This is a genomic window from Kitasatospora sp. NPDC007106 (genome assembly GCF_040634455.1).
GTDB classification, from domain to species: domain Bacteria; phylum Actinomycetota; class Actinomycetes; order Streptomycetales; family Streptomycetaceae; genus Kitasatospora; species Kitasatospora arboriphila.
In genome coordinates this window covers 1-10740 of record NZ_JBEYFP010000167.1, presented here as the reverse complement: position 1 = coordinate 10740, position 10740 = coordinate 1, and the positions used below count along the sequence as shown (strand labels likewise).

Genomic DNA, 10740 nt, shown 5'->3' with positions numbered 1-10740 from the left:
CGGCCGGCAGCAGGTCGGCGAGCTCGGCGGGGGTGAACGGCAGGGGGGAGCCGGTGGCCTGCTCCAGCGGGCCGAAGTCGAGGCGGTCCGCGAAGCAGGAGGCGCAGCAGCAGATCGCCCGGATGCTCCAGGACCCGGAGACCGCCGCGCGGCTGCTGAAGAACGGCGCCGACGTCGTGGTGGTCCCGAAGGACGTGCGGATGCCGGACGTCCCGGAGCTGAACGACCTGCGCGGGGTGCACAACAACTCCTCGGCGGGCGCCGGCCGCGGCTACGACGACATGCGCGGCTCCGGCGGACGCCACTCGGCGGTCACCGAGGAGAACCTGCTCGGCGAGCACACCCCGATCGGGCACGGCGGGCACTACGAGGACGGGTACTCCACCACCACGCACGAGTTCACCCACACCGTGCACCGGTACGGCCTGGACGCGAACGACCAGAAGCTGATCACCGACACCTTCAACCAGAAGCACGGCGACCCGAACGCCGCCTGGCCGGACGGTCCGCGCCACGACGGCAGCGGGAAGCCGGTCGACAACTACTCCTCGCGCGACGAACAGGAGTACTTCGCGCAGGTCACCAACGCGTACCTGGGCACCAACCACGGCACCGACCCGTACACCGGCCAGCCGCGCAACAACGGCGCGGACTGGGTGCGGCAGAACGAGCCGGCCATGCTGCCGCTGCTGGAGAAGCTGTACGGCAAGGACCCGGGGGCGGTGCACAGCGGGCCGGCCAACCCGGTGCACGCCACCACGGCCGAGAACCAGATGTACGAGGGCTTCCGGGACTTCATGGACCGGGTCGACGGCGACGGGAGCAACCCCCCGGCCCACCAGCCGCCGACCACGCCGCCGCCGGCTCCGTCGGCGGGCAACCCCGGTCAGCACGGCGGGAGTTCCTCGCACCTGCCCCCGCCGCCGCCGAAGGCGCCGGGCTTCGGCAGCAAGCCCGCGGCGGACGACGGCTACTCGCACAAGATCGACGGCGAGAAGACCTTCGACGCGATCAAGGACTTCCTGCCGGACTCCGCGGAGTTCGACAAGGTCAAGGACAACCTGAAGAAGTACGAGCGGTCCGCGCTGATCGACGGCGACACCGACGCGATCCTGCACGCGTACCAGCAGCAGAAGCAGCTGCACGTGGACGTGCTGCGCCGCAACGTGCCCGAGCAGCTCGACGCGGTGAACCACCGGCTGGACGAGATCGCCCGCCAGGGGCCGGACCGCCAGGCCGAACTGGCCGGCGAGAAGCACAACCTGGAGACCGCGAAGGCCCACCTGGAGGACCAGCAGGGCCGGCTGGCCGTCTACGAGCACGAGCTGGCCCGGCTCAAGGGCGAACCCAAGTCCGGCACCGCGGAGTTCAAGGCACTGCAGGACGCCCGCGCGCAGGCCGAGCCGCAGATCGCCAAGGACGCCATGGCGCGGATCGAGGAGCAGCGCAAGGTTGTCGCCGACCTCCGGCAGGAGGCCGTCCAGCGGCGCGACGACGCCGAGACCGCCTACCAGAACGAGAACAGCAAGCGGACCGCCACCGGCTCCACCAAGGAGACCGCGGCGGAGGCGGCCGCGAAGACCACCCGGAACGTCTTCGCGAGCCGGGTCGAGGACCTCAGGGTCCGCGAGGAGGAGCTCGCGCAGGACCTCCAGGCGCGCAAGGACGCCCTCGCCGGGAACTACGGGGCGACGCCGCCCAAGCCGAAGAAGGGCGCCGAGCACGAGCTGACCGACGGTGCCTACCGCGCCGCGTTCGGGTACTCGGACCACGGCGTCATGGCGGGCGAGCCGCACGCCGAGAAGACCGCCCGCCGGATGGAGGACGGCAAGGTCAAGCTCGGCACCGCGGTCGTCAACCGCAACCACGTGGTCGCCGACTACATGGTGCACAAGTACGTGACGGCCGCCGTGTTCAAGGCCCGGTCGTTCGGCGACGAGCAGCACCGGGTGGAGGCGTCGCGGACCTTCTCCGACTTCGCCGACACCATGGCGCCCGACCAGCACCGCGTGCTCGACAAGGCCGGTAAGCAGGCCGCCAAGCGGCTCGGCGCCAACGACCAGGAGCACGCCGCGCTCGCCTGGCGCGACCTGGCCTACACCGCCAAGGACGTGGACCTGGGCAAGGCCTACGGCAACGACAAGCTGGAGTCCGCCTTCGCCCCCGCGAAGCTGGACGACCCGGCGAGCGCCGTCGCGGCCAGGGACGAGGTGCGCAACCAGCTCGACCGCTCCGGGCTGGAAGGCCCGGCCAAGGCCGAGTTCGACCGGTACGCGGACACCGTGGAGCGGTTCTCCGACGACCCGTCGCCGCAGCACCTGGCGGCGATGAAGGACGCCCTCGCGGACGTCCGCACCAAGGTCCGCGAGCAGGCCGTCGAGGACCTCGCCCTGATTCACGGCGTCACCGGGCCGCGCCACCTCGACGACACCGTGGCGGCGGCCCGGCAGGCCGCCGCCGAGCCGCCCGCCGGCCCCGGCAACTCCCCGGCGCACCAGCGGCTGGCCGACCGGATCGACGACCTGGCGCGCTCGTACGACCGCCTCGGCCAGGACCGGCAGGACCTGAAGGGCCTGGCGAACGAGCTGCGCAACGACCCCGACGCGGTGCGGCCCGAGCGGCTGGAGGCGTTCGCCGACAAGCTGCCGAACGAGCGCGACCAGCTGCGGCGGGACGAGGTGGACCGGCGCCGCGAGGAGGCGGCGCAGACCCTCAAGCCCGGCGGCACCGCGGCCGCCCAGCAGAAGGCCGCGGAGAAGCTGCTGCCCAAGGCCGACGCGGACATCGCCGCCGTCGCCCGGCAGTACGGCGGCGGCTTCCCGCGGGCCGGCGCCGGGGAGAAGCACCCCGCCGGCCTGTTCGACCAGGCCGTGCAGGCCAAGGTCGAGGACGTGCCGAAGCTGATCGAGGAGATCACCGCCGGCCTGTCCAACAGCGCCTCCAACCTGCGCTTCGGCGACGAGCTGACCAACAAGTGGATCCAGAACTTCCTGGACCCGCACGTGGTCCGCGACCAGGACGTGCTCACCGCCGTCGCCAAGGGCGACCTGCCGCCCGAGGCGCTCTACTCGCCGCACACCCTGGACCTGCTGCGCGGCCTGCGCACCCTGGAGGACACCGGCCTCGCCCCGCGCGAGCTGCGCGACCTGATGGCCCCCAAGACCGAGGCCGACATGGTCGACCTCCACCAGCCGGGCCAGAAGCCGAGCGCCAGCGCGGTCAACATCGCCGACGAGCACGGCATGCTGAACCACGCGGGCGGCAAGACCCCGGTCTCCTCGTCCGGCGACTTCACCCGCCAGCCCGGGCAGTCCGCGAACCCGGTGGTCGGCTCCGAGGCGCTGCACGACCCGGCCCGCGACGCCCGGCCGGGCGCGGAGGGCCACGAGATCGGCACCACCCCGCCCCCCGCGACGCCCCGGCCCCCGGCGAGCCAGGACACCGACGTGGTGATGGCCACCCAGGACCACGACACGCCCACCGCGTCGCAGGACCACGACACGCCGATGCCCTCGCAGAGCCACGACGTGCCGATGCCGTCGCAGAGCCAGGACCACCCGATGGCCTCGCAGCAGACCGTCCGGCCGGAGAAGCGCCGGGTCGACCCGGACGACGACGTGCTGATGCCCGACGCGCCGCCGTCCAAGCGCCGCGCGCCGGACGCGGTGCCGACGCCGCCGCCCCCGCCGCCGCTCGCGCACCCCGCCGGGGGCGGCCACCAGAACACCGGAACCCGGGGCTTCGGCACGCTGCCCTCCCCGCCGCCGCCGCCGACCCAAAGCCACACCCCGGCCGCCGGGGGTCACAACCCCACCGCTGGGACCGGGGCTCCGCACCAGCCCGCGGCCGGACACGACGGCGCGCCGGAGCACCAGGGCCAGCAGCACGAGGGCCCGCAGCACGAGGCCGACCCGCTTCAGCACCACGAGGACGCCGACCAGCAGCCGCACGACGACCAGCAGGTCCCGCCCGTGGAGCCGCTGCTCCCGCCGGTCGGCACCCCCGAGTACGGGATCATGCACGACCCGGGGAGCTTCCTGCGGGACACCCCGCTCGGCGTGGACTTCGGCTCCGGGCTGAAGCTGCGCACCGAGGGGCTGCAGCAGCACCAGGTCAACTCCTTCCTCGCCAGGTTCGAGGGCAGCGACCGGCACTGGTTCGCGCTCGTGCGCGACCCCGCCCGCAGCACGCCCGACAAGGACGCCTTCGTGCTGACCCCGGCGTGGGAGAAGTACGCCCAGCACAGCGAGGAGTTCCGGCCCCCGGCCGGCGTCCGGCTGCCCGATCCGATGCCCGACCACCACTACGTCACCGCGCTGTACGCCCCGTACAAGTCCGGGACGGCGGCCGGCGACCACACCATCGGGCACGTCGAGGTGCCGCTGCACCCGGACCCGGCGCGGCCGGGCGACGGGCTGGTGTTCACCGGCGGCATGAACGGCTGCGCGTTCGTCGCCACCGACGTGAACCCGCACACCGACACCTTCCAGCTGTGGCACTTCCAGTCGTACTCGGCGAAGAACAACCTGATCGGCGGCGCCGACTTCCGGGCCGGAAAGACCGTCACCGACTGGTTCGGCCCCGACGAGTACCGCTCGCCGCACCCGTTCACCTTCGAGGTCACCAACGTCCTGCACCACGGTCCCGACGGCTGGCACGTCACCAGCCAGGAGTCGGTGCAGGAGCACGGCAACCCGCACATCGGCAGGCAGACCACCCGCCCGTTCAGGCTCGACCCGCCCGGCGAGGCGGACCGGGTGCAGATGACGGTCGGCCCGTACCACATCAACGCCAAGGAGCAGGTGGAGCGGTTCGACGACCTGGCGAACAAGCTGCAGGGCAAGCTCCCGCCGGCCACCGACCCGAAGTTCCGCACCGTCCGCAACGAACTGCTCGGACAACTCGGCGACCTGCGGAGCCGGCTGGTCGCCCAGGCCGACGCCGTCGGCGCGCTCACGCAGCCCGGCACCACCATGCAGCAGGTCCATGACGGCGCGGCCGCACTGCACCAGCAGGCCGCCGCCGACCACCAGCACGCCCAGGGCGAGTCGATGCTCTTCACCGCCCGGATGAGCGCGCTGGGCCACGCCAACCCGCGCTTCCACGAGCTGGAGGCGCTGCAGCGGCAGCTGTTCGACGAGTTCGCGCCGCAGGACGACCGTTCCTGGCTGTCCGTCATGTCCCGTGACAGCGCGGGCCAGTTGCAGAGGCTGGCCGAGGAGCAGCAGCACGACCCCGCGCCGGGCTTCGGCTCGCTGCCCTCGGCCCCGCCGGACACCACCCACGGCACCGGTGCGTCCGAGCACCGGCAGTCCCGCGCCATGGACGTCGACGAGCCCGCCCCGGCCGTCCCGCACCGGCAGGACGCGGACGGCGACACCGTGATGCAGGAGCACTCCGAGTCGAACGGCCGCAAGCGCGGACGGGACGAGGACGAGGACGACCGGCCCGTCGCCGAACGGGAGGCGAAGCGGCAGCGGACACCGTCGTACGAGAACACCGACGCGGTGATGCACGACCGCGGCTACCAGGCCGTGGGCACCCGGCACCCGTTGACGCAGGACCTGATGAGCTACCTCGGTGGCGAGCCGAAGGTGCATCCGCCGATGAGCTCCTCGCTGCTCGGGAAGGTGAACCCCCATACCGCGCCGGTCCACCCGGGTGAGGGGTTCCGGCCCGGCAACGACCTGAACGCCTGCCTGGAGAACGTGGAGGCCTACCGGGACACCCACTTCGGCCGTCCCCGGGTCTCCGGGCAGACGCTGCACGGGAACGTGGAGCCGATTCCGGGCAACACGCTGTGGAAGCGGCACGACGGTCCGGCGCTGTTCGGCGAGGGCGACGCCGCGGTCCGGAAGCTGATGGAGAAGGTGCAGGCCGGCGGGCCGGGCAGCTTCGCCACCGTGCTCGGCGTGGGCAAGGAGGGCGCGGGACACGCGGTCGCGCTGGTCCACGACCGCGACGGGCAGCTGCGGTGGGCCGACCTGACGGACCGCAAGGTGACTCCCGCGGCCGGAGGGATGCCGGAGAACTTCCGCTCCGACTGGACGGTGTGGGCGTCGGTCGCCGACCCGCGCGAGAACAACATCTCGGGCCCGCACGACCCGAACTTCATGGACACCTACTCGACCTTCACCCGGCCCCCGGCCGAGCACACCCCGGAGCCGATGGACGTGGACGACTTCGGCACCGTGCCGCCGTCCGAGGCGGGCGGACGGGCCGGCGGGTTCGCCGAGGACCGGCCGGTCGCGCTGCAGAACCACACCGAGCAGAGCCACGAGCAGATCCGGACCACGAACGTCGAACAGCAGGGCGCCCAGCAGGCGTTCGGCTCCCGGCCGTCGGAGACCCAGGCCCCTCACCCCGGGGACGCGCCTCCGCCGCCGCCCCCGCCGCCGGCCTTCCGCACCGGCCCGGTGGCGCGCAGCGGTCACACCCCGCCGCCGCCCCCGCCGCCGTCCGTCGACCACACGGCGACCGGCCACACGGCGAACCAGTACACCCCGATGGACGTCGACTCGCCGGCGCCGGCCGCCACACCCCCGCGCAGGACGCTGGCGGTCGCCGTGCAGACCGTGGTCGTCGGCACCGACCACGCCTCGCCGCACGGGCGGGACGTCTACCTCAGCGAGGTGCTGCCCTCCAACGACCGGCCGATGACGCGATTCGGCACCGACCAGCGCTCGCACACCGTGCCCTGGGCGCTGACCCGCCGGGCGGCGAGCGGTCTCGCCGGGCGTTCCGCGGAGTCGGTGTGGGCCGAACTCACCAACGACATCACGGAGTTCAAGAAGTTCCCGCCGGAGCCCAAGGGCGCCGCGGAGAAGGACTACCCGGCGGTCAAGGCACGCTGGGACGACATCGTCGCGCGGCTCGACGAACTGCCCGCGGATCCGTCGCGCCGGCAGTCGCTCCAGGAGTGGCACCGCGACCTCGGCGACCTGGTGTCCGGCTACATCGAGCTCTCCCAGATCACGTCGTTCGCCTCGTTCGCGGACGGCCGGGCGGTCGGGCACGGCGAGGCGGGGATGCTGGACCGCCTCGGCGCCTTCCAGCGGGGTGAGGGCCCGGCGCCCCGCACCGACGAGGTCGTGGGCACCCTGCTGGACATCAAGCAGACCGCCTCGCTCTCCGAGAAGGACGTCGAAACGGCCAAGGAGCACCTGATCCGCAGCCTCCACCGGGCGTACCCGGAGTACATGACGCCGGCCAACCGCGCCGACATCGAGAGCCAGCTCGGTCTGCAGCCGGTGACGGTGCAGCCGCCCGGGCAGCTGCCGGGCGGTACGACCGGCTTCTCCCGCTACGAGCTCAAGGCAGAGCTGGTCGCGGACATCGGCGCCCACCCGGGCGACCCGTCGCGGATCGGGCGGATCGTGCTCAGCGAGCAGTCCCGCCCTGACACCCAGTTCGGCAGCAACCAGTACTCGCACGCCGCCTCCTGGTCGCTGATGCGGGAGTCGCTGCTCTCCTTCGAGGGCAGGCCGCGCCAGGAGCTGGAGAGCTGGCTCGGCAACCGGTTCGACGAGATGCAGGACCACGTCGAGGGGCCGATGTCGCGGGCGGTCGACCACGCCCGCCGGGAGCTGGCCAAGCTGGACACGTACCCGCAGCACGAACGGGAGACCAGGGTCGGCGACCTCGTCCGGATCTTCGTCAGCGCACACCAGAGCCTGCCGCACACCACCTTCGTGGACCAGCTGCAGCTCGGCAGTGCCACCTCCAGCGGCGAGCTCGACTTCTCGCTGCGCGGCGGGGCCCGGCACGACGAACTGGTGGCGAGCCACTTCGACGGCGCGGCGCCGTTCAACAGCAGCGACGACAAGCTCGTCCGCTCCTACCGGAGCTGGCAGACCATGGCGGAGACCCTGGGCCCGGTCGGACCGGAGACCGTCGACCTGGTGGCCGAACGGACCTTCACGGACAAGAACCTGGCCCAGCTGCGCGCCTCGGCCGCGCAGAACCAGGTGAACCAGGAGGTCGGACAGCGCTACCTCCAGGGCGTCCTGGCGTGGGACCGCGCGGTCACCACGGCATTCCCGAACGACGGCGGCAACGCGGTGACCTCGACCTGGCAGGCCCACCGCCACGAGTTCACCATGGACCGGTTCGGCCGCCCGGCCGACCCCGCCGTCCGCCGGCAGGTGGAGGCCTGGTTCGACCAGCTGAACAGCTCCCGGCGGCCGGGCGACGCCGAGACCGCGATCCACGGCCTGACGGAGTACTACCGGGTCCGGAGCGCGGGCGGCCGCCGCGGCACCGAACGGGCGGCCCTGGTGGCCGCGATGGAGCTGGTGTCACCGCCCGCCCGGGTCGCCGGCGGCAAGCGCCCGGGCGACGCCATCGGCGACGACCTCGCCTCGCAGTTCAGGAGGATGAATCCCGACGACGACAGCTGACCGTGCAGCCGGGCGGCGGCACCCCGCCGCCGTCCGGCACCGCCCGGGCCGCGTCGAAACACGGGACGCGGCAACGGCCCGGTCGCCTTACCGATTCATGACGCGCTGCCCGGTGCCGTCCTGACGGCCCGCCCGGCCGGTAGCGTCGCCGGACATGAGGATCCTCGTCACCGGCGGTGCCGGTTTCATCGGTTCCGCGGTCGTGCGTTCGGCCGTGGCGGCGGGCCACGAGGTCAGGGTGCTGGACGCCCTGCTGGAGGCCGTCCATCCGCCGGGCGCCGTCCCCGACCTGCCGGCGGGCGTGGACCTCCGGCACGGGGACGTGCGCGACGCGCCCACCGTGGAGCGGGCCCTGGCCGGGGTGGACGCGGTCTGCCACCAGGCGGCGATGGTCGGTCTCGGCCTCGACCTCCGCGACGCACCGGACTACGTGGGCTGCAACGACCTCGGCACGGCCGTCCTGCTGTCCGCCATGGCCGGCGCCGGGGTACGGAAGCTGGTGCTGGCCGGCTCCATGGTGGTGTACGGCGAGGGCCGCTACGCCTGCCCGGTGCACGGGGACGTCGCACCCGGCCCGCGGCGTCCGGCCGACCTCGACGGCGGACGGTTCGAACCGCCGTGTCCGGTGTGCGGCGAGGCCCTGCGGCCCGGGTCGGTGGCGGAGGACGCCCCGGCGGACCCGCGCAACGTGTACGCCGCGACCAAACTCGCCCAGGAGCACCTCGCCTCGGCGTGGTCCCGCACCTGCGGCGGACGGGTGGTGGCCCTCCGCTACCACAACGTGTACGGCCCGGGGATGCCGCGCGACACGCCCTACGCCGGGGTCGCCTCGCTGTTCCGCTCGGCGCTGGCCCGGGGCGAGGCGCCACGGGTGTTCGAAGACGGGGGCCAGCGCCGCGACTTCGTCCACGTCGGGGACGTCGCGGCCGCCAACCTCGCCGCCCTGTCCGGCATCGGCGCCTGCCCCGAGGGCGGCTCCCGCGCGTACAACGTCGGCAGCGGCGAGGTCCGCACGGTCGGCGAGATGGCGGAGGCGCTGTCGGCCGCCTGCGGCGGCCCCGCCCCCGTGGTGACGGGCCAGTACCGTCTGGGCGACGTCCGGCACATCACCGCGGACTCCTCGCGGATCCGCCGGGAACTCGGCTGGCGGCCCGAAGTCCCCTTCGGGGAGGGCATGGTGGAGTTCGCCGCCGCCCCGCAGCGGGTGTGAGCACCACGGGCGGGCACGGCACCCCCGGGACGGCGTCGCACTTCCGTAAGGCGTGGAGTGCACCGCCGGCCCGCCCGCCGCGGTTAGCGTGACCGGTGTGACCCCTCCCCCTGCGTCCCCGACGGACGTCGACGTCGTCCTCCCCTGCCTCGACGAGGCGGCCGCCCTGCCGTGGGTGCTCGGCCGGATCCCGGCCGGCTGGCGGGCGATCGTCGTCGACAACGGCTCCCACGACGGCTCCGCGGACCTGGCCCGTTCGCTCGGCGCGACGGTCGTGAGCGAGCCCCGGCGGGGCTTCGGCGCCGCCTGCCACGCCGGGCTGCTGAGCGCCACCGCCGACCTGGTCTGCTTCATGGACTGCGACGGCTCCCTCGACCCCGCCCAACTCCCCCGGGTCACCGGCCCGGTGCTGGCGGGCGAGGCGGACCTCGTCCTGGGCCGCCGCCGACCGTCCTCCCCGCGGGCCTGGCCGGTGCACGCCCGCCTGGCCAACGCCGTACTGGCCGGCCGTCTGCGGGCCCGCACCGGCGCCCGGCTGCACGACCTCGGCCCGATGCGGGCCGCCCGCCGGGAACGGCTGCTCGCCCTCGGCCTCGGCGACCGACGCTCGGGCTACCCGCTGGAGATGGTGCTCACCGCCGCGGCGGCCGGCATGCGGATCACCGAGACGCCGGTGGACTACCTGCCCCGGGCGGGCCGGTCCAAGGTCACCGGCACCGTCCGCGGCACCGTCCGCGCCGTGCACGACATGCGGGCGGTCCTGGCCGCACCCCCGCCGACCCTGCTGGTCATCGCCAAGGCCCCCGTCCCGGGCCGGGTCAAGACCCGGCTCACACCGCCCTGGACGCCCGAACAGGCCGCCGCGCTGGCAGGAGCCGCCCTCGCCGACACCCTGCACACCCTCTCCGCCGTCCCGGCGGGCCGCCGGCTGGTCGTGCTCGACGGCCCCCCGGGCGACTGGCTGCCGCCCGGCTGGGAGGTGGTCCCGCAGTGCGACGGAGGTCTGGACGCCCGCCTCGCGGACGCCTTCGCGCACGCCGAACGGCTGGCCCCCGACGCACCCGCACTGCTCGTCGGCATGGACACCCCGCACCTGCGGGCCCTGGTCACCGCGTACCGGCGCAACCACCG

At 73.8% G+C, this 10740-nt stretch carries 3 protein-coding genes and 1 pseudogene; all 4 read left to right on the top strand.

The window, feature by feature from the left end; translation table 11 throughout:
* The first annotated feature begins 53 nt into the window (after positions 1 to 53).
* The gene (locus ABZ641_RS16160; protein ID WP_359982395.1) at positions 54 to 8399 is read left to right on the top strand and encodes a toxin glutamine deamidase domain-containing protein; all 8346 of its coding nucleotides are present in this window, start codon (positions 54 to 56) and stop codon (positions 8397 to 8399) included.
* A gap of 154 nt (positions 8400 to 8553) precedes the next feature.
* Entirely contained in the window at positions 8554 to 9609 is a 1056-nt protein-coding gene (locus ABZ641_RS16155) for an NAD-dependent epimerase/dehydratase family protein (protein ID WP_344626483.1), read from the top strand.
* Positions 9610 to 9706: 97 nt separating this feature from the next.
* Positions 9707 to 10384: pseudogene (locus ABZ641_RS16150) on the top strand (glycosyltransferase family 2 protein); the annotation flags it as partial.
* Positions 10358 to 10740 (top strand): DUF2064 domain-containing protein (locus ABZ641_RS16145; RefSeq protein ID WP_359982397.1); only part of this gene is annotated, 383 nt, incomplete at its 3' end. The pseudogene ABZ641_RS16150 and the gene ABZ641_RS16145, both read left to right, overlap by 27 nt.